The sequence below is a fragment of the Candidatus Omnitrophota bacterium genome (genome assembly GCA_030650275.1).
Lineage (GTDB): Bacteria > Omnitrophota > Gorgyraeia > Zapsychrales > Fredricksoniimonadaceae > JACPXN01.
Window position 1 is genome coordinate 34,969 of sequence record JAUSEK010000006.1, and the last position, 21,937, is coordinate 56,905.

The 21,937-nt window shown below is 53.4% G+C and carries 22 protein-coding genes; all 22 read right to left on the reverse strand.

All coding sequences use genetic code 11. The annotated features are described in order from the left end of the window. Positions 1-6 precede the first annotated feature (6 nt). The 22 genes from trpB to recA all read right to left on the reverse strand — a co-directional run bounded on the left by trpB (position 7) and on the right by recA (position 21,144). Positions 7-1,185 (reverse strand): tryptophan synthase subunit beta, encoded by a 1,179-nt coding sequence (trpB, locus tag Q7K71_01965; GenBank protein ID MDO8674868.1) that lies wholly within the window; start codon positions 1,183-1,185, stop codon positions 7-9. Positions 1,186-1,188: 3 nt separating this feature from the next. Then, positions 1,189-1,869, reverse strand: coding sequence for a DUF3108 domain-containing protein (locus Q7K71_01970; protein MDO8674869.1), 681 nt, complete (start codon positions 1,867-1,869; stop codon positions 1,189-1,191). Next, positions 1,866-3,038: a M20/M25/M40 family metallo-hydrolase gene (locus tag Q7K71_01975; GenBank protein ID MDO8674870.1), complete on the reverse strand. Its 1,173-nt coding sequence runs from the start codon at positions 3,036-3,038 to the stop codon at positions 1,866-1,868. Before Q7K71_01975 ends, Q7K71_01970 begins: the two co-directional genes overlap by 4 nt. Then, the gene (locus Q7K71_01980) at positions 3,038-3,340 is read right to left on the reverse strand and encodes a hypothetical protein (GenBank protein ID MDO8674871.1); all 303 of its coding nucleotides are present in this window, start codon (positions 3,338-3,340) and stop codon (positions 3,038-3,040) included. Before Q7K71_01980 ends, Q7K71_01975 begins: the two co-directional genes overlap by 1 nt. Before the next feature lie 25 nt (positions 3,341-3,365). Continuing rightward, complete coding sequence (locus Q7K71_01985; GenBank protein MDO8674872.1) at positions 3,366-3,749, reverse strand: YbgC/FadM family acyl-CoA thioesterase; 384 nt, start codon at positions 3,747-3,749, stop codon at positions 3,366-3,368. Positions 3,750-3,810: 61 nt separating this feature from the next. Then, the gene (gene rsmA, locus Q7K71_01990; protein ID MDO8674873.1) at positions 3,811-4,575 is read right to left on the reverse strand and encodes a 16S rRNA (adenine(1518)-N(6)/adenine(1519)-N(6))-dimethyltransferase RsmA; all 765 of its coding nucleotides are present in this window, start codon (positions 4,573-4,575) and stop codon (positions 3,811-3,813) included. After that, entirely contained in the window at positions 4,572-5,453 is an 882-nt protein-coding gene (gene pdxA, locus Q7K71_01995; protein MDO8674874.1) for a 4-hydroxythreonine-4-phosphate dehydrogenase PdxA, read from the reverse strand. Before pdxA ends, rsmA begins: the two co-directional genes overlap by 4 nt. Beyond that, on the reverse strand, positions 5,434-6,378 hold the full coding sequence (locus tag Q7K71_02000) for a peptidyl-prolyl cis-trans isomerase (protein MDO8674875.1): 945 nt from the start codon (positions 6,376-6,378) through the stop codon (positions 5,434-5,436). Before Q7K71_02000 ends, pdxA begins: the two co-directional genes overlap by 20 nt. Continuing rightward, entirely contained in the window at positions 6,353-8,266 is a 1,914-nt protein-coding gene (mfd, locus tag Q7K71_02005) for a transcription-repair coupling factor (protein MDO8674876.1), read from the reverse strand. Before mfd ends, Q7K71_02000 begins: the two co-directional genes overlap by 26 nt. Beyond that, positions 8,260-10,461 (reverse strand): protein translocase subunit SecD, encoded by a 2,202-nt coding sequence (gene secD / locus Q7K71_02010; GenBank protein MDO8674877.1) that lies wholly within the window; start codon positions 10,459-10,461, stop codon positions 8,260-8,262. Before secD ends, mfd begins: the two co-directional genes overlap by 7 nt. Before the next feature lie 10 nt (positions 10,462-10,471). After that, entirely contained in the window at positions 10,472-10,768 is a 297-nt protein-coding gene (yajC, locus tag Q7K71_02015) for a preprotein translocase subunit YajC (protein MDO8674878.1), read from the reverse strand. Between the two features lie 40 nt (positions 10,769-10,808). Continuing rightward, a complete protein-coding gene (rpsP, locus tag Q7K71_02020) occupies positions 10,809-11,051 on the reverse strand; it encodes a 30S ribosomal protein S16 (GenBank protein MDO8674879.1) in 243 nt (80 codons plus the stop codon). A 13-nt stretch (positions 11,052-11,064) separates the two neighbouring features. Next, positions 11,065-12,558 (reverse strand): anthranilate synthase component I, encoded by a 1,494-nt coding sequence (gene trpE / locus Q7K71_02025; GenBank protein ID MDO8674880.1) that lies wholly within the window; start codon positions 12,556-12,558, stop codon positions 11,065-11,067. 37 nt (positions 12,559-12,595) lie between these two features. Further along, positions 12,596-12,946: a phosphoribosyl-AMP cyclohydrolase gene (gene hisI, locus Q7K71_02030; protein ID MDO8674881.1), complete on the reverse strand. Its 351-nt coding sequence runs from the start codon at positions 12,944-12,946 to the stop codon at positions 12,596-12,598. After that, positions 12,943-13,728 carry an imidazole glycerol phosphate synthase subunit HisF gene (gene hisF, locus Q7K71_02035; protein MDO8674882.1) on the reverse strand — a complete coding sequence of 262 codons (786 nt, stop codon included), beginning with the start codon at positions 13,726-13,728 and terminating at the stop codon, positions 12,943-12,945. The genes hisI and hisF overlap by 4 nt, the downstream gene beginning before the upstream one ends. Positions 13,729-13,932: 204 nt before the next feature. Beyond that, the gene (hisA, locus tag Q7K71_02040) at positions 13,933-14,661 is read right to left on the reverse strand and encodes a 1-(5-phosphoribosyl)-5-[(5-phosphoribosylamino)methylideneamino]imidazole-4-carboxamide isomerase (GenBank protein MDO8674883.1); all 729 of its coding nucleotides are present in this window, start codon (positions 14,659-14,661) and stop codon (positions 13,933-13,935) included. Next, complete coding sequence (gene hisH, locus Q7K71_02045) at positions 14,658-15,263, reverse strand: imidazole glycerol phosphate synthase subunit HisH (GenBank protein ID MDO8674884.1); 606 nt, start codon at positions 15,261-15,263, stop codon at positions 14,658-14,660. The genes hisA and hisH overlap by 4 nt, the downstream gene beginning before the upstream one ends. Before the next feature lie 2 nt (positions 15,264-15,265). Continuing rightward, entirely contained in the window at positions 15,266-15,877 is a 612-nt protein-coding gene (locus Q7K71_02050; protein ID MDO8674885.1) for an imidazoleglycerol-phosphate dehydratase, read from the reverse strand. Further along, positions 15,874-17,097, reverse strand: a complete 1,224-nt coding sequence (hisD, locus tag Q7K71_02055; GenBank protein MDO8674886.1) for a histidinol dehydrogenase — start codon at positions 17,095-17,097, stop codon at positions 15,874-15,876. The genes Q7K71_02050 and hisD overlap by 4 nt, the downstream gene beginning before the upstream one ends. Further along, complete coding sequence (alaS, locus tag Q7K71_02060; protein ID MDO8674887.1) at positions 17,094-19,670, reverse strand: alanine--tRNA ligase; 2,577 nt, start codon at positions 19,668-19,670, stop codon at positions 17,094-17,096. The genes hisD and alaS overlap by 4 nt, the downstream gene beginning before the upstream one ends. Further along, the gene (locus Q7K71_02065) at positions 19,667-20,113 is read right to left on the reverse strand and encodes a regulatory protein RecX (protein MDO8674888.1); all 447 of its coding nucleotides are present in this window, start codon (positions 20,111-20,113) and stop codon (positions 19,667-19,669) included. The genes alaS and Q7K71_02065 overlap by 4 nt, the downstream gene beginning before the upstream one ends. Next, entirely contained in the window at positions 20,113-21,144 is a 1,032-nt protein-coding gene (gene recA, locus Q7K71_02070) for a recombinase RecA (GenBank protein MDO8674889.1), read from the reverse strand. Before recA ends, Q7K71_02065 begins: the two co-directional genes overlap by 1 nt. Between the last annotated feature and the right edge of the window lie 793 nt (positions 21,145-21,937).

The window sequence follows — 21,937 nt, forward strand, 5'->3', positions numbered from 1 at the left end:
CCCCTTTTATATCAATTGTTGGATTTGGTTGACATCTTTGTCCCCGCGGCCGGAAAGGTTGACGATCACCGTCGTTCCTTTTTTGGACTTGCGGGCCAGGGTTTCCAAATATGCCAGCACATGGGCTGTTTCCAGCGCTGGAATGATGCCTTCCAGCCGGGAAAGCATTTTAAAGCCGCGGATGGCGGCCTTGTCATCCACGGCCACATATTGGGCGCGGCCTGTCTTTTGATAATACGCATGTTCAGGCCCGACACCGGGATAGTCCAAACCGGCTGCCACCGAATGGGCCACCTGCACCTGGCCATCCTTGTCCTGCAATAAATTGCTCTTGCTGCCGTGCATGACCCCCACCGGCCCTTTGCTCAACGTGGCTGAATGTTCATGGGTGTTCAAGCCCTTGCCGGCGGCCTCAACACCGATCATGCCGACACCTTTGTCCTTATAAAAAGCATGGAAAAGCCCCATGGCATTGCTCCCGCCGCCGACACATGCCACCAGATGATCCGGCAGTTTTCTTTCTTTCGCCAAGAATTGTTTGCGGGCCTCAACACCGATCACGGCCTGGAATTCGCGCACCATCAAAGGATACGGATGCGGTCCGGCCACCGAACCGATGATATAAAAGGTCTCGCGCACATGGGTGACCCAATCGCGGATGGCCTCGTTCATGGCATCTTTGAGCGTCTGGGAACCGCTGGTCACGGGGATGACCTTGGCGCCCAAAAGTTTCATGCGAAAAACGTTCAGGGACTGGCGCCGGATATCCTCGGCCCCCATGTAAATCACGCATTCAAGGCCGAAGAGCGCGGCCGCCGTGGCCGCGGCCACCCCGTGCTGACCGGCGCCGGTCTCGGCGATGATGCGCGTTTTACCCATGCGCCGGGCCACGAGGATCTGGCCCAGGGTATTATTGATCTTGTGCGCGCCGGTGTGCAAAAGGTCTTCGCGCTTCAGATAGACCTTCAATGTCCTCAAATGACGGCTCAAGCGTTCGGCAAGATACAAATTCGTCGGGCGGCCCGCGTATTCTTTCAAATAAAAGGCAAACTCGTCCCTGAACGCCTTATTTCTTCTCAAGGCGTTGAACTGTTTTTCAAGATCGATGAGCAGGGTCATCAGGGTCTCGGGGACATAACGTCCGCCGAACTCCCCAAAATGCCCTTGTTTGTCCGGTAATGCCATGTTCTACCCCTTGTAATCCGTGATCACCATAATGGTATTGGCGATCCCCACAGCACCGCTGATCTGGAACGGAATGTGACGGCCGTCAATGCTAAACCATATTTTGTATTTGGCCGGGTTGCTTTCCATGTATAAACTTGCCGCTTTGCGGCCGGCCGCTTTGATGCGTTCCGGCCTGACAATGCCTATTTTCAATTTCTGCGTCGGTAAAACGATGTCCAGGTCCTCACCCGCCCGAAATGAGCCGCTGCGGCGGTAACGGTAGATGAACCCGTAAATATTATCCACCGCGCCATCAACAGCGATCACCTGTTGGGTCTCTTTGCCCCGGGCAAATTTGTGCAGGTAGATCTTTTTGGCCCCCTGCAGATAGTCCTCACGGATCTTTTCTTTTGCGCCGAAAATGTTCAAGTCGCGCAGAACGACGACCGGAAAAAGCGTGTCCGGGTCCAGATAGATCTCTTCCTTGTCATAAAAATTAAAACCATCAGCCCTGAAAACGATCAAAAACAAGCGCCGGCCTTCATACTGCACTTCACCGGGAAATGTCAGGGTCGCCCGGCCCACCTTCATGAACCCTTGCTTGATGTCGTACGTCATGACCTCCCCGGCGCTAAACGGCGCGGGCGCGGCACAAACCGCCGTACCCAACAGCAAAAATACTGAAAGAAAAAATGACTTCATCGCCCGTCGTACTCTTTCAGGAACGCCTCCAGGACACGCGCACCGTTATACAAAGTTTTAATGTCCGCGTATTCGTCGTTGGCATGGATAACGCCGTGACTGCCCCAGCCCGTGGAAAAAGCCGGGATGCCATGATCCTGAAAAAACGTGATGACCGTGGCCCCCTGGCTTCCCGTCAATTTCGCCTTGAAGCCCATTTTTCGGCACACGTCCACGTATGTTTTGACAAACGGGTCCTTGGGGTTGATCTCATACGGTTTCTGGCTGTCATCAACAATGACCTTGAACTTTTTTGCCTCTTGACCAATAAGGACCTTGACCTCTTTGACAATGCCCGAGGCTGTCATGCCGGGCATGAAACGGATATCAAGGGAAAACTCACAGAAATCCGCCACCATATTAACCTTGTCCCCGCCGCGGATCGTGCCGATATTCTTCGTCGGCGGGACCAGCAAAAGATGTTTCTTAAACTTGAACTGATGCTTTTTCAAACGACCGATAACACGTGCGGCGATCTCAATGGCATTGACCCCCATCCAATTGTAAGCGCCATGGGCTTTTTTGCCGAAGATCTGCACCCGGCAATGGACCAGTCCTTTTTGCGCGATAATAGCGTCAAACTCTTCCGAATCCGTGATCAGCGCGGCCTTGGGACGCAAAATTCCCTTATCCAGCAAAGGCCGTATGCCGTAGTGGCTCCCTGTTTCTTCGTCCACCGTGGCGGCAAAAACAATGTCCCTTTTCAGGCGAACACCGTCCTCAACCAGACTGCGCAGGGCTTCCATGCCGACCGCGCAATTGCCTTTGTCATCGCTCGCACCGCGGCCATAAATGCGGCCCTTGTGGATCTGCCCGCCGGCCGGTTTGAACGTCCAGCCCGAACCGAAGACGACCGTATCAATATGCGGGGTGATGAGCAGCGCTTCCCTGGCCGCCCGCTGACGGGGCCATGTGCCTTTGAGTGTCGCAATGACATTGGGACGGTCCTTTTGTCCGCCGGAGGCGGATCCGCCTTTGGCGGAAAAACTGACCATCTTAACGTCCAGCCCCAAAGACCGCATGTCCTGCGCAATGAATTTGGACACCATCCGTTCATTGCCCGGCGGATTGACGGAATCAAACTGCACAAGTTTCTGCGTGAGCCGGACGAGCCGATTTTTATTGACCATTAACCCAGGATCCCCTTGGCCTTTTCTTCGCCTTCCAAACGCTTGAAATCGTCATAGTCCACGAAGATGATCTCCGGGCGCTCGTGGCTGATCTTAAGTATTTTGGGCATGTGTTCTCTCACATTTTGAAAAGCAATGTACTTGAACGGTGTTTTGCATTCCGGACATTCCTTCACGTCCACTTTCAGGTCCATTTTTTTGCAATGAGCACAGGTCCCGGACAAGGCCCCGTAAGTGAGCAAATGGGTCTTCACCTCGTCCAAATAAAATTTCTTATAAATGCGCAGGAACCGTTCGGACATATCGCGGATTATAACACCGTCGCCTTTAGGACAACAGTTTTTCTTTCAGGTCATCCGGGATGGGCACTGGCTTGAATTCGGTGTTCAGGCAGACCAGGGACACTTCGGCTTCGAGGATCAGGCGGCCATCTTTCTTGTCATGGATGGTTTGGTGAAAGACCAGTTGCGCGCTCGTGGCTTTCGTTAACTTGGCCGAGCACAATAAAACATCCCCATAACGCGCCGGCGAACGGTAGGTCACATTGCACTGGCGCACGGCATAGCCGAGCCCGCGTTCCTTGAACATCTGGACACTAAGGCCCCTGGTCTCCAAAAACTCCGTGCGGGCTTCTTCTAAATAACACAGGTATTGAGCGTAATAAACGATCCCGCCGGCGTCTGTATCATGATAGTAAATTCGTTTTTCCATAAGGGCAGTAAAGGTAGCACCTGCCTTCTTTAAAGAAGGCAGGTGCTACCTTTACCTTAGTTTAACAAAGCAAGTCGCTGATATCGACATAATTCTGCAAACTTAATGTCTCCGGACGGGCCTTGGGTGACAGGTCCAGCCGGGTCAGGACAGCGGACAATCTCTCTTTATCCGCCAGCGGAGATAAAGCATTCACAATAGTCTTGCGCCGCTGGGTGAAGGCCGTGCGGATCATGGTGAACATTTTTGGTTCATCCTTGGGATGATAAATGGCTTTGGGATGAAAGGCAAGGTGGACAAAACACGAATCCACCTTCGGCGGTGGAGTAAAACAGGTGTTCTTGATCTTAAATAAGACCTTAACCTCAGCGTAATACTGGACAAAACAACTCAAAGAACCGTAATCCTTTCCTCCCGGCCTGGCGGCCAGACGTTCGCCGAATTCTTTCTGCACCGTCAGGAATGCTTCTGTAATATGCGCGCGATGTTCCAGCAAATGTTCGATAATGGGCGTTGAAATGTAATACGGGATGTTGCCGACGATCTTGACAGGCGCCGGTACCCCTTTGAAGTCCCAATTCAAGAAATCCGCGTGAATGATATGGACAGGACCGCCGTCAAATTCCGCATGCAGGGCGGGTAGCAGGTTTCTGTCATACTCAACGGCATACAAAGTTTTCAGACGCGCTGCAAGCAAACGCGTCAAAGAGCCCTTCCCCGGCCCGATCTCAACAATAGTGTCCTGCGGCGTGAAGGTACCGGCCTCAACGATCTTGTGCAAAACCCTTTGGTCATTGAGGAAATTCTGCCCCAGAGGCGCTTTCATGAAAGTTCACAGGCGAGTTGGATGGCGGCGATCATTGAGGACGGATCCGCGATGCCCTGTCCGGCAATATCAAACGCGGTACCGTGCACCGGGGAGGTGCGCACAAAAGGCAGGCCGGCGGTAAAGTTAACCAATTCTTTAAAATACATACCCTTGACCGGAGCCAGTCCCTGGTCATGATACATGGCCACAATACCGTCGAAGCCTTTATCGTGACAAAAAAATGTATCCGCCGGAAAAGGGCCCTGCGCCTTAATGCCCCGCTGTCGGGCCAAACGGATGGCCGGCAATATCGCGCGAAGATCTTCATGTCCCAGCAAACCGCCCTCCCCGGCATGGGGATTTAAGCCCAAAACAGCGATGCGGGGATTGCGAATGTGAAAATGCCGCTTCAACGTTTCATCCATCAACGTTATGGAATTCAGGACCGCTTTCTTGGTGATCAGAGCAGGAACGTTTTTTAGCGGAACATGACGCGTGACCAGGGAAATACGCACGCGGGGCGAAACAAACATCATGTCAAAGCGCTTGACGCCAAAGGCCCGGGCCAGGTATTCCGTGTGCCCGCGGAAATCCTTTTGGTAACGGCTGACCGCTTCCTTGGACAAGGGCGCCGTGACCAGGGCGTCGACTATACCGCCTTTGACCAAGGCCACCGCCCTCTCCAAGGACTTTAAAGCGCCTTCCCCCGGTGTCCGGTAAGCAATGTCAACGACCTCAACGGGAATGCCTTTGAAAAGTTTCTGACTGCCGACGAGCACGAACGCGGCGTAGGACGGGAAACGGCCTTTTTTTAAGGCCTTGCGGATGACCTCCGGCCCAATGCCTGAAGGGTCGCCCATGGTGATGCCGATGACCTTAACCGCGGACTTCGACATAGGATTTTTTACGCAGTTTATCGATCCATTCCTTGAACTTCTTCTGGAATACCTCATCGTAAAGCCGGTTGTAGATGTCGTTCTTGGCCTCGACCAGCGAGGCCTTATGCCCGGGAGAAATGCCCGTCACTTTGAAAACATAAACCCCGGCCTCAACTTCCACGGGCCTGGAGACCTCGTCCAATTTAAGGCCGAAAACGACTTTCTCGACCGCTGGGACCATCTGCCCCTCTTCGATGGCGCCGACAGAAGAAAGTTCGGAATATTCCTGACGCAGTTTCTCAAAATCCTCACCGGCCACAAGACGGGAATGGGCTTCCATCGCCTGTTTGCGGGCCTCGTCTTTGCCTTTATCAAAAGAAATGTAAATGGACTGCAGATTATACCTGGTCTTACGCACAAAATCATCCTGGTGCGCTTCGTAATATTTGGTCACGTCCTGCGGATTGACGAATATTTTTTGTTTAACCTCAATGTCCACGATATAATGCGCTTTCATCTGATTGATGGCTTTATTCTTCAGGTCGGTGATGGTCATACCCTGGGTGCTGAGGGCCGCCACAAACGCATCTTCATTGGAATAACGGTCTTTGATCTCTTTTAAGCGCTTGTTCACCGCTTCCTGCCTTATCTCCAGCCCCTTTTCGTTCGCCGCGGCCATGATCAACCTGTCCTCAATGAGTTGATTGACGCCCTTTTGCTCGTAGGTGGCCATGATCTCATTGATCTCCTGCGCGCTTTTGTTCTCCACCTTTAACTGCCGGTAAATGCTGCCGATATAATCGCGCAAATCTTTGAGGGTGATGGCCTCGCTGTTGACGATGGCGATGATGGTGTCATTGAGCGGCGCGGCCATGGCCGTGACCGTAGGAATGAAAAACGCGAAGGTTAAAATGGATCTAAACGCGGGCGAGCGTAGGTTCATTGGTCTTTGGCTCCAGTTCTTTTTTGAGATGTTCGATGGATTCTTTTAAAAGCCGGCAATACAGGTCAAAACCGATGGATGTGATGAACCCGTGCTGTTGGGTGCCCAGCAAATTGCCCGCCCCCCGGATCTGCAAGTCGTTAAAAGCAATATGGAACCCCGCGCCCAGGTCGCTGTGCTTTTCAATGGCGCGCAAACGCTGCCTGGAGACCTCCGAAAGCGTCTGTTCGGGCGGCACGACCAGATAGGTATAGGCCTGGACGTTCAAACGGCCCACCCGGCCGCGCAATTGATGCAGTTCGGCAAGGCCGAATTTGTCCGCGCGGTTGACGATGAGCGTGTTGGCCGAAGGCACGTCAATTCCCGATTCAATGATCGTCGTGCAGACCAGGACATCCACCTCATGTTTGAGGAATTTTAACATAATTTCTTCCAAAATCCTACCGGACATTTGGCCGTGGGCCACCGCGACCCGGGCCCGCGGCGCCAGACGCCGTACGAGATCCGCGATCGTATCAATATTGTCCACGCGGTTATGCAGGAAAAATACCTGGCCGCGGCGGTTGAGCTCCCGTTCAATGGCCTGTTGAATGATGTCCTCATCATTGCCGATCGTCCTGGTCTCGACCGCGAGACGGTTGGTCGGCGGTGTTGAAATGACCGACATGTCCCGCGCGCCGGAAAGGGCCATATACAACGTGCGCGGGATGGGCGTGGCCGAGAGCGTCAGGACATCCGCCAAAAGGCGCAGATGTTTCAATTTTTCCTTGGATTTGACGCCGAAACGCTGTTCTTCGTCCACGATCACCAGTCCCAGGTCCTTAAAGTCCACGTCTTTGGACAAAAGCCGATGGGTGCCGATGATGATGTCAACCTTTCCTTCTTTCAGACCGCGCAGGATATCCGCCTGTTCATGTCTGGTGCGGAAACGGCTGATCATGGCCACCTGCACCGGAAAATCCTTCAACCGCTGCTGAAAATTATAAAAATGCTGTTCAGCTAGGATCGTCGTCGGGACCAGGATCGCCACCTGTTTATGGTCCATGACCGCCTTGAACGCCGCGCGCATGGCCACTTCCGTCTTGCCATAGCCCACATCCCCGCAAATGAGCCGGTCCATGGGTTTGAGCGACTCCATGTCTTTTTTGGTTTCAACGACCGCGCGCGCCTGGTCCGGGGTTTCCTGATAAGGAAAACGGGCTTCAAAGTCTTTCTGCCAGGGCGCGTCTTTGGAAAACGTGAATCCGGCCAATTGCGCGCGCAAGGCCTGAGTGCGCAGCATCTCGGCGGCCAGCATCCGCAATTTCTTTTCAACAGCCCGGCGGGTGGCCAGCCATTCTTTACTGCCCAACCGGTTGAGCTTCGCCGGACGTTTGGTGAAAGAAACGTATTTCTGCACCAGATGCACGTCATGGCGCGGGACGAACAGTTTGTCCCCTCCCTTGTATTCAATGATCAGGTGCTGACGTTTCTGGTCGTCAACGTCAAATTCTCGGATGCCTAAAAAACGGCCAATGCCGTGATTGTTATGGACGACATAATCGCCCTGCTGGATATCCACGAAACTGTTCAAGGGGGCTTCAGAGGAGAACGGAAAGGACTGCGCCTTAAATGGCAGGATGAGGACGATCTGGTGGTATTCAACAGCCTTGGCCGTTGCCGGATCAAAACCGGTGATGACGCGGACGATATCATCTTCAATGTCCAAACGAACCGGGACTTCAAAATTCAAAGGGAAAATGTCCAGCACCCCGCCGCGATGGGCGAATTCGCCCTCCTTAAAGACCTTAGCCGCCCTGGTATAACCAAAGGCGGCCAAGTTGTGGAGGGTTTCCTCAATGTTGACCTTTTGGTCAACCAGAAATTCCAGGGATTTGAACGCTACCATTTCTTATGACCATGCCACATCAAAAACAGCGGCGAAACAATATACACCGTCGAATAGGTCCCGAAAACAAACCCGATGGCCAGCACCAGAGCGAAGGTGTTGAGCACTTCCCCGCCGACAAAATACAGGGCAAAAACAGACAAAAGGGTCACGAACGTGGTCAGGATGGTCCGTCCCAGGGTCTGGTTGATGCTCTCGTTGATGATCTCGGAAAGTGTTTTATTGCGGGATTTGGGCACGTTCTCCCTGACGCGGTCATAAATGATGATGGAATCGTTGATGGAATAACCGGCCACGGTCATTAAGGCGGTCACGACCAGCAGGTCCACCTGGCGGCCGGCCAGGACCACCAGTCCCAGCGTGATCAGCACATCGTGAAAAATGGCGATCACAGCCGCTGCCGCGAAATCGAAATGCTTGAACCGAAAGCCCACATAGATGAGCATGCCCAGAAGTGCGAGCACAATGGCATAGATGGCCTTGGCGCGCAAGGCCTGGCCCACGACAGGCCCGACCTTCTCAATACGCAAAACCTTGAACGCGTTGTCCGTCATTCTGCTCTTTAAGATAGCCGTCACCTGCTCATGCGTGTCTTCCGGCGTGCGGATGATCACGTTCTGCGGAGCGTTGGAAAATGTCTGGATAACGGCATGTTCCAATTTTTCTTCCTTGAACATCGCCCGCAGATCATCCGCGGACACCGGCTTGCTGAACTTGAACTCCTGGATCTGCCCGCCGGCAAAATCAATGCCGTAGGCCGCGTCTTTTTTCTGGAATAAATGCCCCATCCCCGCGACCAATAAAACAGCGGACAAAACAAAACAGATGTTTTTCTTGTTCAAAAAATTGAAATTCGGTTTGGTAAAAATATGCATCATCGGAAGCGCTTTGACAACGCCCGTCCCGATGAGCCCGTTGAACATGGTGCGGGTGATATAAATGGAAGTGAACAAGCTGGCGATCAAACCGATGGAAAGGGTCACGGCAAAACCCTTGATGGGGCCGGAACCGAATTGGAAGAGCATGAAACCGGCGATCAAAGAGGTCACGTGCGAGTCCAGGATGGCGGACCATGCCCGCGCGTAGCCGGCGCTGATCGCAGCACTCAAAGGCCGCCCGTTGGCCAGCTCTTCGCGGATACGTTCATTGATCAGAACGTTGGCGTCCACCGCCATGCCTAAAGTCAAAATGATACCGGCGATGCCCGGCAAGGTCAATGTCACCTGCGAATCAGGCATCAGGATATTGATCAAACCCATGCCGCCCAAGATCATCAGCAAATTGATCGCTAAAGCCAGGGAAGCGATGAGGCCGCCGATGAAATAATAAACGGACATGAAGATGACGATCAAAATACCGCCCAGGATCGTGGCCTTAACGCCGGCTTCAATGGAGTCCTTCCCTAATAAGGGATCAACCGTGCGTTCTTCTTCCACATGCATGGGAACAGGCAGGGCCCCGGCGCGCAGCGCCAAAGCCAGCATGGACGCTTCTTCAAATTTGAATTCGCCGGTGATCTCCGCGGTGCCACTTAAAATGGGTTCGCGGATATTGGGAGCGGACAACACTTCATTGTCCAGAACAATGGCCAGGCGCTCATTGACATGGGCACTGGTCAGATCGCCAAAGGCCCTGGCGCCCTCGGCGTTGAACGCAAGAGAGATCTTCGGCTGCATGCCGGTATCGCTGTCAAAATCAACATGGGCATCCTTGATCGCTTCCCCGCCCATGGCCGCTTCCTTGGTCACCAGAATGCTCCCGCCTTCTTTCTGCGCCATCAACTCATAGCCCTCGGGCACATTGCCGGCAATGGCGTCCTTGAATTGTTGGGCATCGCCATTGACCAGGCGGAATTCCAAGTGCGCTACGCGGCCGACCATTTCCAGGGCCTTGTTACGGTCGGTCACTCCCGGCAATTGCACCAGGATCTGGTTTTCCCCCTGACGCTGGATCAGGGTTTCCCCGACACCGATCCCATCCAGGCGGTTACGCAAGATCTCTATGGAACGCAGCACGGCATCATTCTTGGCGTTATCATCGGCAAGATTATCATTATCCACCTTCAAAACAAGGTGCATCCCGCCTTTAAGGTCCAGCCCCAGATTGATGCGTTTGTTAATGGGGAAAAGGCAGGCCAGAGAAACAACGACAACCGCTAAAACAATGAATATCCGTTTGCGCAAATCCGCACTCATATCATCCCTTTCACTTCACTATTTCCGGTTTAACCGCATCGGCTTTGACCGTGGCAATGGCCTCCCGGTCAAACTCAATGCGGGAATGCTCATCCACCCGGACCACCACGGTCTTGTCCTTGACAATGATGACCGTGCCGTGAATGCCGGAGGTCGTGACCACCTCGTCGTTCTTCTTTAAATTCTCGAGCATTTGCTTGGTTTTCTTACGCCGTTGCTGTTCAGGCCTGAACACCAGAAAATAAAATATCCCGATGATAACCACATACGGCACCATCATGCTTGAAAAAGACGCCTGTTGAGGCATAAATTATCCTTTCACGTACAGACGCAGCATTGCTGCGTCTCTACTTCGTTTTTTTCATTAAACTGCGCACGGTATCGCTCATTTGCGCGCCTTTGGCCACCCATGCCTGGACCTTCGCTTTGTTCAACGAGAACACCGCGGGTTTCTTGGCCGGATCGTAATGACCGAGAATTTCCAAACTGCGGCCGTCACGGCCTTCTTGGCCGGCCATGGCCACGATGCGGTAATTGTAGGCCTTATTGGCGACCTTCCCTGCTTTTTGCAACCTGATACGAACTTCCATTTTTATTTTCCTTTCATTGATGAGCCATTTCAATGGCTTTGATCTGCGCTTTGGCTTTGTTGACGGTTTCCGTATATTCTTTGGCCGGGTCGGAATCAGCGACAATGCCGGCCCCGGCCTGGACATAGGCCTTGCTGTTACGGACAACAATTGTACGGATCGTGATGCAAGTATCAAGGTTTTTCGAAAAACTAAAATATCCGACGGCCCCGGCATAAGGTCCGCGTTTGACCTTTTCCAAGTCCTCGATGATCTCCATGGCGCGTATCTTAGGCGCCCCGGACACTGTGCCCGCCGGGAACGCGGCTTGCAGGACATCCAAAGCGTCCTTGTCTTTGCGCAAACGGCCCTGCACATTGCTGACAATATGCATGACATGGGAATATTTTTCAACACCCATGAATTCCGAAAGCCGCACGCTTCCCTTCTCGCACACGCGGCCAAGGTCATTGCGGCCCAGATCCACCAGCATGACATGTTCGGCTTTTTCCTTGGGATCAGCCAGAAGATCTTTTTTCAAGGCCTCATCTTCGGCGTCGTCTTTGCCGCGCGGCCTGGTGCCGGCAATGGGACGGGTCTCGACCAGGCCCTGTTCACAACGCACCAGCAGTTCGGGCGACGCGCCCACCAGATGCAGGCCGTCAAAATTCAAATAGAACATATACGGCGACGGGTTCAAGGCCCTCAAAGAACGGTAGATGTCAAAAGGACTGACACGGGTGGGAATTTCAAAACGCTGGGACAGGACAACCTGGATGACATCCCCGGTCATGATATGTTCCTTGGCCTTTTCCACCATGGCCTTGAAACGGCCGGGCGTGCAATTGGATCTGACCGGCAATTTCACTTTGGAGATCCTGTTTTTTTTCACGGCGAAGGGTTTGTTCAAATCGCGGATAACGGCCTCAATGATCGTCATTGCCGCGTCATATTTGTGCGCCTTTTGCGCCGGGCTGTCCTTTGAAGAAAGATGGACACAGGAAACCGCCTTGATCGTATGGTGGCGATGGTCAAAAATGACCAAATTTTTAGCCAGCACGAAAACCATGTCCGGCAGATCCAGATCATCCTTGGCTGTTTGGGGCAGGCGCTCAAAAAAACGCACGCCATCGTAACTTAAGAAACCGACCATGCCGCCGTAAAAACGCGGTAAAGACGGAACGCTCACGGCCTTATAATCTTTCATGAACTCCCTTAAAAGGTCCAGAGGAGACCCGTCGATCGTCCGCGTCTGACGGACTGTTCTGCCTTTCCCCAAATGGATGATCCGGGCCTGACGGCCTTTGGTGCTGATGACCATTTCAGGGTCGCGGGCAATAAAAGAGAAACGGGCGAATTTTTCTTCACCCTCAACGGACTCCAGTAAGAAAGAATACCTGGACTTCCCCGCCAACTGCACATACGCCGACACCGGGGTCTGGCAATCCCCCAGCACTTCTTTATACACGGGGATCAAATTGCCCTTGGCCGATAATTTCAAGAATTCCTGTTTGGATAAATGATTCATAATTTTCACGTATGTACGGGCGATTCATGAATCGCCCCTACGTAATTTTCCTATAAAAACAGCTGCGTTTGTTCGTGTGACAGGCGGCCCCGATTTGCTCCACCTTCATGAGCAGGGCATCACCGTCGCAATCATAATAAATTTCTTTGACGAATTGAAAATGCCCGGAGGTCTCCCCTTTGACCCAAAAGGACTTGCGCGAACGCGACCAATAACAGGCCTTGCCGCCTTCAAGTGTTGCTTTGATCGAATCAAGGTTCATCCAGGCCATCATCAAGACCTCGCCGGTTTTATGGTCCTGCGCAATGGCCGGGATCAAACCGTCGGATGTGAATTTGAGTTTATCAAGATTGTCTTTCGTAATTTGGATGGTTTCCATTTCGTTCATCGGACATTCACTTTCTTTTGTTTAAGGAATTCTTTCACCTGGCCGACCGTCAACTCCCCGTAATGGAACACGGAAGCGGCCAAGGCCGCGTCCGCGCCGGTTGAAACAAACACGTCCCGGAAATGCTCCAAAGTACCGACGCCGCCGGAAGCAATGACCGGAATATTGACCGCAGAACAGACCGCCTTGGTCAGCGGAATGTCATAACCGTTTTTCGTCCCGTCCGCGTCCATGCTGGTCAAAAGGATCTCTCCGGCCCCTAACGCGGCAACCTCGCTGGCCCAGCGCAACACATCTTTTCCCGTGGGAACACGGCCTCCGTGCGTGAACGCTTCCCAATGGCCTCCGGCCCTATCGGGCCGTAGGCCCGGAGGGTCCCCGACGCGTTTGGCGTCAATGGCCACGACAATGCACTGACTGCCGAAGGTGTCCGCTGCTTCACGGATGAATTCAGGGTCCTTGAGGGCCGCCGTATTGATGGAGACCTTGTCCGCGCCGGCATTCAAAAGGTCACGGATATCCTTGATGGTATTGATGCCGCCGCCCACGGTCAAAGGCATGAACACCTGCTCGGCGGTTTTGGCGACCACGTCCAAAAAGATCTTGCGGCCCTCATGGCTGGCCGTGATATCCAGAAATACCAGTTCATCCGCGCCCTGCTCATCGTAGGCCTTGGCCACGGCCACCGGGTCGCCGGCGTCCTTGAGGTCTACAAAATTGACCCCCTTGACCACCCGGCCGTCTTTGACATCCAGACAGGGAATTATACGTTTATTGAGCATATTTTAGAATATTCTGTCTTGCCTTGCTTCGGAACGCTCGCCCTGCCCCAGCGTGTCAGGGCTCGCTCGGCTCTCCGCCTGCGCTCGTCCACTCGTGCTAAAAACTCAGGGACACCTTGCCCGCTCCGGCTGCGCGACGTCCTCGCAAGACAAGCCAGAATCTTTAACCTTTGTCATTCCCGCGAAAGCGGGAATCCAGTTAATCTATTTCAACAGATCAACAGCTTCTTTAAAATCTAATTTACCTTCATAAATTGCCTTACCGGTAATAACACCAAACAAATTACTGAACTGTTTGGTCAAAGATACACAGCGCTGAATATCCATAATTGATGATACGCCACCGGAGGCAATAACATTCATGTTCACTGTTTTTAACATTTCCTGAACACCGTCAAAATTTAAACCCTGCAAGGTCCCATCACGAGCAATGTCCGTATACACAATGGTCTTAAGACCCCTACCTTGTAATTCTTGAGCCAAGTCAATACCACGCACATCGGCACTGGTCGTCCATCCACGCCGAGCCACAAAACCATTAGCACAGTCAATGCTGACAATAATCCGTTCGCCCCATTGCGCTAACATTTTATCTAGAAACATCTGGTTTTCGACCACTCTTGTTCCCAAGATCACGCGACTGACTCCGGATTCCAGAAAACTTTTAACCACTTCCTCATCACGGACGCCTCCCCCAACTTGAACAGGGATCTGCACATTCTCGACAATAGCCTTAATGATGGCGATGTTCTTAATAATTCCAGTCTGTGCTCCGTCCAAGTCCACCACATGCAGGAGTTTCGCTCCTTTGGCCTGCCAATTCTGCGCGGTTTCCACAGGACTTAAATCATACGCGGTGACATCATCAAATTTACCTTTGTACAAACGAACGACCTGCCCGTCCTTGAGGTCAATGGCCGGGATGACGATCATGTCTTGATCTCCGCAAAGTTCTTTAGGATACGCAGGCCCACGCTCTGGCTTTTTTCCGGGTGGAATTGCACGCCCCAGATATTTCTGGCCGCCACCGATGACGCGTAAGGAATACCGTATTCGGTGACAGACGCTGTGATCTTTGGGTCTTCAGGAACAACATAATACGAGTGGCAAAAATAAACGTCTGCCCCGTCGTTAACGCCTTGATACATGGCGGTACCGGCCGGCTGTATTTTGATCTGGTTCCAGCCCATGTGCGGAACCTTGCCCTGGGTGAAGCGCTCAACCGTGCCTTTGAGGATACGCAGGCCCTCAACGTCCCCGCCTTCGGTGCTTTTTTCAAAAAGCAATTGCATGCCTAAGCAAATGCCCAAAAATGGCTTGCCCGCGGTGATAACTTCACGGATAGTTTCAATCAAGCCCAACTGACGCAATTTGTCCATGGCCGGGGCCATAGCACCGACGCCGGGCAAAACAACCTTATCAGCCCGCTTGATCTCAAGGCTCTCATGGGTAATGCGCGCATCAGCCCCGACCTTTTCCAGGGCTTTCTGCACACTCCTCAAATTCCCCATACCGTAATCAACGATGGCGATCATGTTTAATCAATGATCCCTTTAGTGGAAGGAACCTTGCCGACACGACGAGGATCAACGGTTGTGGCCATATCCAAAGCAAGCCCAAGCGACTTAAACATGGTTTCCAAATTCGTGTGTAAGTCGTTGCTGGGGTTCTCCAACGTAAGACTTAACGTTGCCCCCAACTGATGGGCAAAACTTTCCATAAAGTGCTCAAAATGAGAAAACTCATACCCATCCGTACCTTTTTTGGTAAGCATCACACCTTTACAATCGAGCTTGAAATACCCGCGACCGGAAATGTCAATGACACAGCGGCCCACCGTCGCTTCCATCGGCGCAAAAGCAAAGCCGAAGCGCCTGATGCCGGCCTTTTCCTCGCCGAGCGCCTTCTTAAAGGCCTTGCCTAAGGCAATACCGATGTCCTCGTTGGTGTGGTGGATGTCAATGTGCGTATCACCGGACACGTTGAGGTCCAGGTCAAAATAGCCATGGAACGCGAACAGTTCCAGCATGTGGTCCAAAAACCCGATGGGCGTCTTGATCTTTGTCTTTCCCGTCCCATCAATGTTCAAAGCCACCTTGATCTGCGTTTCTTTGCTTTTGCGTTCCAGTTCTGCTGTGCGTTTTTTCATTTGAACCTCACGTTAACGGAATCCGCGTGTTTGGTTAATCCCTCCAGATGCGCCACCTTTTCCAGCGGTTCGCGCACCTTTTCCAGAGCTTTCTTGGAATAAGACAGGACATGGCTGGTCTTCATGAAATCCGACAGGCACAAGCCCGAAAAAAATCGCGCCGTGCCCATGGTCGGCAAAACATGGCTTGGTCCGGCCACGTAATCGCCCAATGCCGTTGGGCTGTACGGCCCCAAAAAGATCGCGCCCGCGTTCTTGATCTTTCGGGCAATGGACACCGGATCATTGGTCAGGACCTGCAAATGTTCAGGCGCGATGCGATTGACGATGGCCACGGCCTCGTCCATGTTCTTGCAATAAATGCAGTATCCCTTACTGACCCGTTTCCTCACCTCTTTGATCAATTGTTTGGACGTGGTGACCAGAATGGACACGCCGCCGGCATGTTCCATCTGCGCTTCCAGGTCTGCCACGACGAAATCCGGATCGCTGAAACGGTTGGCAATGACGACCAGTTCCGTTGGGCCGGCCAGCATGTCAATGCCCACATAGCCGAACAACTGGCGTTTGGCCTCGGTCACGTACATGTTGCCGGGACCGACGATCTTGTCCACCTTGGGGATGGTCCTGGTCCCTAAAGCCAGCGCCGCGATGGCCTGGGCCCCGCCGAGCTTGTAGATCTCATTGACCTTCAAAAGATTGGCCACGGCCAGGATATACGGGTTCACCTGGCCCTGTTTATTGGGCGGTGTGACGATGACGATCCGTCTGACCCCGGCGATGATGGCCGGGACCGCGGTCATATAAACGGACGACACCAGGGGCGCTGTGCCCGCGGGGATGTAGATCCCGACGGACTCCAGGGGATTGATCTCCTCTTTGAGAAGCACGCCGTCCTGGCCGTTGACCCGGCTTGGTTTTTTCAACTGCTTTCTGTAATAGACCGAAACATTATTGATGATGGTCTTGAGCGTCTGCACGAAATCCGGCGTAATGTCCTGGAAGGCCATGCTGATCTCGCTTTCCGCCACCCTCAACTGGCGCACGGCCAGTTTGACCCTGTCAAAACGGCGGGTGTATTTGATCAGCGCTTCATCGCCATTGAGACGCACGTCGTCAATGATCCCGCGCACCTTTTCTTCCACGTATTTCTTGCGGAACAACAGGTGACGGTTGTAGATCCTTTCAATGCCCTGTCCGGTCTGTTTAACAAGTTTCATAAGATCACCATGTCCTTGGCCCGCGCGAGCGCGGCTTCCAGTTGCTGTGGTTCTTTGCTCCCGGCCTGGGCCATTTGCGGCCTGCCGCCGCCGGTGCCGCCAAAAAGCGGGGCAACGCGCCCGACGATATCATTGGCCCTGATCCCCTTTTGGACCAGGTCGTCGGTGACCGTGACGATCAGGGACGCGTCCTTGTCCGTCCTGGCACCCAGGATGAAGACCCCGGACGATAATTTTTGTTTCAACAGGTCGGACAATTTCCGCAATGACCCGATGTCCGCGTCTTGAAGGCAATAGGTCACGACGCTCGCGCCATGGACCTTTTGCGCGCCGCGGATGATGTCATCAACGGACAATTTGACCGTCTCAAAGCGCTCGTTCTGTCTCTTTCTTTCCAACTGCCTGGCGCGTTCGCTTTGCTCCTGGGCATTGTCCCGGACCCGCTGCTGCGCCAGAAACTCTTCAACCGCGGCCTTGCCTGTCACCGCTTCCACGCGGCGCACACCCTGGGCCACGGACCCTTCCCCTGTGATCTTGATGCTTTCCACTTGGGCGGTAGAAGACAAATGGGTCCCCCCGCAAAACTCCCGGGAATAATCCCCGATGGAAATGACCCTCACCACATCGCCATACTTTTCAGCAAAGAACGCCAACGCGCCTTTTTGTTTCGCTTCTTCCAACGGCAAGACCTCGGTCATGACCTGATCGGCATTTTGAATGAACCGATTGATACGATTCTCAATTTTCTGGATCTCTTGCGGTTTAACAGCGCCCGGGTGCGCAAAATCAAAACGCAAACGGTCTGTGGCCACCAAGGACCCCTGTTGTTTGATATGCGTTCCCAAGACCTCACGCAAAGCCGCCTGCAATAAATGGGTTGCCGTGTGATTGCGCATGATGGCCTGACGGCGGGGCGAGTCCACCTGGGCCATGACCTGATCGCCTTCTTTGAGAGCACCCTGTTCCAAAATACCCTCATGGATATGCACATCATTCATTTTGTGCGTATCAATGATTTTCACAATGGCATCGGAAGAACGCAGGACCCCTGTGTCCCCGACCTGTCCGCCGGATTCGGCGTAAAATGGCGTGCGGTCCAGTATGACTTTCACCCGGCTGCCTTCTCCTAAAACCTGCAATACGGTCGCTTTGGTCTCCAAAACAGAATATCCCAGAAACTCCGTCTTGGGCACATCCAATTTCAACCCGGTATCCGCGAATACATCACCGGTCATCTTGCTGCCGGCACGCGAACGGCTCTTCTGCTTTTCCATCTTGGCTTCATAAATTTTAACCGCATCAGAAAGATCTCTGTCATTTAATTCAAATTCAGAATTCTTGGCCTCTTTTAAAATTGTCGTTAATGTTAAGCCATATGTGTCCCGATATAAAAAAATGATCTGACCGAGCTTTTCTATGCGTTCTTCCACTGAAGCAAAAGCTAAGCCCATCCAATCTCTGAATTCTTTTCTTAATGCCGGCAATTTCTCTTTGCGAACTTTGATAAAAGCATCTTCAATACGTTGGACCAAGATTCTTATTTCATTGGCCTTGCCACTCAATTCCGGATAAGGCTGGCCCATCCGTTCAACCACAATGTCCACAAACGTATGGATAATGGGTTTCTGCGCTCCGCCGCGCACAGCCAGGTCCGTCATATCCACGATGAGTTTGCGCACCACATAGCCGCGGCCCTCGTTGGACGGCACAACACCATCGCTGATACCGAATACGACCGCTCGCATATGATCGGCGATGATCCGCGCGTCCTGTTCGGGGATCCCTTTGACTTTCGCTTTGATCTCTTTTAAGACCGGCGCAAAAATATCCGTCTCATAATTACTTTTCTTGCCCTGCACCACCGCGGCCAAACGCTCCAAACCCATGCCGGTGTCTATGTTCTTAGACGGCAACGGATCAAGGATACCTCCCTCTCTGCGGTTGAATTGCGTGAACACCAGGTTCCACACCTCTGAAAAACGGCCACAGGAGCATTCAGGATCACAGTCCTTGCCTTTGGAGCAATTCGGATTGACCCCGTAATCATAAAATATTTCCGAACACGGCCCACACGGACCATTGGGGCCTTTTTCTTTGGCTTCCGATGGCCAAAAATTGGTTTTGTCCCCCAATTTGATGATCCTGTTCACCGGGACCTTGACCTCTTTGAACCAAATGTCATAGGCCTCGGCATCCTCTTGATAAACAGAGACCCATAATTTTTCTTTGGGCAATTTCATTTCCTTAGTCAGGAATTCCCAGGCCCAATGAATGGCGTCTTTCTTGAAATAATCGCCGAAAGAAAAATTCCCCAGCATTTCAAAGAACGTGTGATGAAAATCCGTCTTGCCGACCACATCCAGGTCATCCGTACGCAGACACTTCTGGCAGGTGGCGGCGCGCGTATACGTCAGGTTACGCCCCAGGAACTGCGGCTTAAACTGCTGCATGCCGGCGGTGGTAAAGAGCACCGTGGGATCGTCCTTGGGGACAAGCGAATCACTGGCTACGACCGTATGACCCTTGCTCTTAAAAAAATCTAAAAACTTTGTCCGGATCTGATCAGTAGTCATATGTTCTTGATGGCTTTATACGCGGCTTCCATCGGGAAACCCCGGCGGACCAAAAAATCCAAGACGCGTTTCTTTCGTTTGACCGGGTCAATGCCCGTTAAACGCTCGGCTCTGCGTTGGGCCAGCGTGCAGGCGGCCTCTTCTTCCGAGAATTCTTCTTTCGCGCGGCCTATGGCCTGGGCAATGATGCTCTCCTGGATCCCTTTTTCCTTAAGTTCCCGGATGATCCTTTGAAAACCAAACGGCCGGGCCAGACGGTATTGGACCCATGCCACCGTAAAAGCCCGGTCGTCGAGCAAACGCGACTGCCTGCAATATTCAACCGCCTCCGCAATTTCCGAAGCGGCAAACCCTTTGTCCTTTAACTTGACTTCCAGTTCCCTGACGCTGCGGGGCCGTATCTTCAAAAAACGTAACGCCGCGGCCCGGCATGGGGACAACATCAGGCCTTCTTGGCCTTCATTTTCTCAATGATCTGCTTTTCAACCTTCGCGGAGATCTTGGGATTGTCTTTAAGGAATTGACGTGTCGCTTCCCGTCCCTGGCCGATCTTCTCATTCTCGAACGACAGCCACGCCCCGCTTTTCTGGATGATGTCCTGCGCTAACCCCATGTCAATGATGTCGCTCGACCTGGAAATGCCCTCATTGAAATGGATCTCGAATTCCGCTTCCCGAAACGGCGGCGCGACCTTGTTCTTGACGACCTTGGCCTTGACGCGGTTGGCCACGATCACTTCGCCGGACTTGATGGATTCGATCTTGCGAAGATCAATGCGCACCGACGCGTAAAATTTCAAGGCCCTGCCGCCGGTGGTCGTTTCCGGGTTGCCGAACATGACCCCGATCTTCATGCGGATCTGGTTGATGAAGATAACACAGGTACCCGATTTATTGATGGCGGCCGTTAATTTGCGCAGGGCCTGCGACATGAGCCGTGCTTGCAAACCCATGTGGGAATCACCCATTTCCCCTTCAATCTCCGCGCGCGGGGTCAAAGCCGCGACAGAATCGATGACGACCAGGTCCACGGCGTTGGAACGCACCAGCGTTTCAGCGATCTCCAGGGCCTGTTCGCCGGTGTCCGGCTGGGAGACCAGCAGTTCATCCAGGTTCACGCCCAGCTTGTTGGCGTAGGAGGGATCCAGCGCGTGCTCGGCGTCCACGAAGGCCGCGGTGCCGCCGGCCTTCTGGACCTCGGCCACCACGTGCAGGGCGAGCGTCGTCTTGCCAGAGCTCTCCGGGCCGTAGATCTCGACGATCCGCCCCTTGGGCAGGCCGCCAATGCCCAGCGCGATGTCCAGGCCCAGGGAGCCCGTGGAGACCGATTCGATCTCCATATGGCTCTTGTCGCCAAGCTTCATCACCGAGCCCTTGCCGAAGGCCCGATCGATCTGCGCCATCGCTGCTTCCAGCGCGCGCTGCTTGTCACCGTCTTCTCGTGCCACGAGCTTCAATGCCGTTTGAGACGCCATACCAAGCACTCCCTATCCCATGATTCCGCCAACCCGGTGGGGTAGATCGCTCTCCCCGCCGCCGGACTCAGGTGTACTTAGTTTGTTCTCTGTTCACAAGATGTTCTTTTCCGCCCCTGCGTGGGGGTATAGCGAGGACGGGTCGACGAGCACGTCGGGACCACACCCATCAATTTTCGGTCAAGCTGCCTAGGTGACGACGTAACCGCCGCCTCAGATTCGATGGATCAAGACCCAACGCATTTGCCGCCGCTCGTAGGCCGCCATGATGCCGAATTGCTTCCCGATACCCTTCGACCACCTGGCTCTCGCGGGAAATGAATTCGTCCTCAATCACCTGCAACGTCCTGAGCCTTCCCGTAATTCCGGGGTATTGACCGCGGGCGAGTTGGGCCTTCCCGCTCTTCAGCTTGGCAACGGTTGATCGAGGTAGGCCGACCGCTCTACCAACCGCGGCGTTGCCAAATTTCGCCGAGGCCGCAGCGAGGGCAAGTTGCAATTCCACCGTTGATGGCTGAGCGGAGCCGTAGCGAATGGGAAGGTCTGAGGCCGTATCCACGAGGAAGGCTTCCTCATAGCGATCGGCCTCCTTCCCGATGAATTCAAACCCTCGCACCTGAATGTGCCGACGTTCCGTCCGGCCCTGGTCAAAGGTCGTGTCCCCGGCCGTGGTGTAGCTCCGCGGCGGTAGCAGCGCCGCTCGCGAAGCGCGCCCCTCATTGGGCGCCGTAGCGAGTGAGCGGGGCTGCGGTGGTCATCCACGATCTTCAGTAGGGTTGGGTTGCGACGCTCA

Bases quoted from the DNA above. Each gene is read 5' to 3' on its own strand.
- hisD (MDO8674886.1), bottom strand. From the start codon at position 17,097: ATGAAACTTGTTAAACAGACCGGACAGGGCATTGAAAGGATCTACAAC.
- hisF (MDO8674882.1), bottom strand. From the start codon at position 13,728: ATGCTCAATAAACGTATAATTCCCTGTCTGGATGTCAAAGACGGCCGG.
- trpE (MDO8674880.1), bottom strand. From the start codon at position 12,558: ATGAATCATTTATCCAAACAGGAATTCTTGAAATTATCGGCCAAGGGC.
- rpsP (MDO8674879.1), bottom strand. From the start codon at position 11,051: ATGGAAGTTCGTATCAGGTTGCAAAAAGCAGGGAAGGTCGCCAATAAG.
- Q7K71_02000 (MDO8674875.1), bottom strand. From the start codon at position 6,378: ATGAACCTACGCTCGCCCGCGTTTAGATCCATTTTAACCTTCGCGTTT.
- rsmA (MDO8674873.1), bottom strand. From the start codon at position 4,575: ATGAAAGCGCCTCTGGGGCAGAATTTCCTCAATGACCAAAGGGTTTTG.
- Q7K71_01980 (MDO8674871.1), bottom strand. From the start codon at position 3,340: ATGTCCGAACGGTTCCTGCGCATTTATAAGAAATTTTATTTGGACGAG.
- Q7K71_01985 (MDO8674872.1), bottom strand. From the start codon at position 3,749: ATGGAAAAACGAATTTACTATCATGATACAGACGCCGGCGGGATCGTT.
- hisH (MDO8674884.1), bottom strand. From the start codon at position 15,263: ATGATCGCCATCGTTGATTACGGTATGGGGAATTTGAGGAGTGTGCAG.
- hisI (MDO8674881.1), bottom strand. From the start codon at position 12,946: ATGAACGAAATGGAAACCATCCAAATTACGAAAGACAATCTTGATAAA.
- Q7K71_01975 (MDO8674870.1), bottom strand. From the start codon at position 3,038: ATGGTCAATAAAAATCGGCTCGTCCGGCTCACGCAGAAACTTGTGCAG.
- Q7K71_01970 (MDO8674869.1), bottom strand. From the start codon at position 1,869: ATGAAGTCATTTTTTCTTTCAGTATTTTTGCTGTTGGGTACGGCGGTT.
- recA (MDO8674889.1), bottom strand. From the start codon at position 21,144: ATGGCGTCTCAAACGGCATTGAAGCTCGTGGCACGAGAAGACGGTGAC.
- hisA (MDO8674883.1), bottom strand. From the start codon at position 14,661: ATGATCGTCATCCCGGCCATTGACCTCAAGGACGGGCAGGTCGTTCGT.
- alaS (MDO8674887.1), bottom strand. From the start codon at position 19,670: ATGACTACTGATCAGATCCGGACAAAGTTTTTAGATTTTTTTAAGAGC.
- yajC (MDO8674878.1), bottom strand. From the start codon at position 10,768: ATGCCTCAACAGGCGTCTTTTTCAAGCATGATGGTGCCGTATGTGGTT.
- pdxA (MDO8674874.1), bottom strand. From the start codon at position 5,453: ATGTCGAAGTCCGCGGTTAAGGTCATCGGCATCACCATGGGCGACCCT.
- Q7K71_02050 (MDO8674885.1), bottom strand. From the start codon at position 15,877: ATGAAAAAACGCACAGCAGAACTGGAACGCAAAAGCAAAGAAACGCAG.
- mfd (MDO8674876.1), bottom strand. From the start codon at position 8,266: ATGGTAGCGTTCAAATCCCTGGAATTTCTGGTTGACCAAAAGGTCAAC.
- Q7K71_02065 (MDO8674888.1), bottom strand. From the start codon at position 20,113: ATGTTGTCCCCATGCCGGGCCGCGGCGTTACGTTTTTTGAAGATACGG.
- secD (MDO8674877.1), bottom strand. From the start codon at position 10,461: ATGAGTGCGGATTTGCGCAAACGGATATTCATTGTTTTAGCGGTTGTC.
- trpB (MDO8674868.1), bottom strand. From the start codon at position 1,185: ATGGCATTACCGGACAAACAAGGGCATTTTGGGGAGTTCGGCGGACGT.